Origin of the sequence: Flavobacterium sp. (assembly GCF_003525665.1) — a bacterium.
Classification (GTDB): domain Bacteria; phylum Bacteroidota; class Bacteroidia; order Flavobacteriales; family Flavobacteriaceae; genus Flavobacterium.
This window is the reverse complement of the sequence record NZ_DQDX01000138.1, coordinates 15,267-15,568: the sequence shown is the minus strand read 5'-3', so window position 1 is coordinate 15,568 and position 302 is coordinate 15,267. Positions and strand designations below refer to the sequence as shown.

1 protein-coding gene is annotated in these 302 nt (G+C 27.8%); it reads left to right on the top strand.

The window, feature by feature from the left end:
* Positions 1–50: 50 nt before the first annotated feature.
* Positions 51–302 (top strand): hypothetical protein (locus tag DIU01_RS09750; RefSeq protein ID WP_290833927.1); only part of this gene is annotated, 252 nt, incomplete at its 3' end.

The following is a 302-nucleotide window of genomic DNA, read 5'->3' as shown; positions in this document are numbered from 1 at the left end:
GTACAGATACAAGTACAGTTTTTGGAATTTCTACAAATAGCAATTATTTTATGAGAATAACCAACAACCCAAATGGCAGTCAAAGTGCTCTTGTATACGACATTAGTTCCTTGAAACAATACCATTATTACATAAAACCAGCAGTTTCAGAAATTGGTGAAACTATTTTTAATTTTGAGTACATTGATCAAAGGAATTTTAAAAGATCAAAAAATGGAAAGTATGATTTTGAATTTAAAAGCGTTTCAACTACTGATAATATTGAAAATGTAAAACTGCAGTGTCTTACTAATATTGAAAAT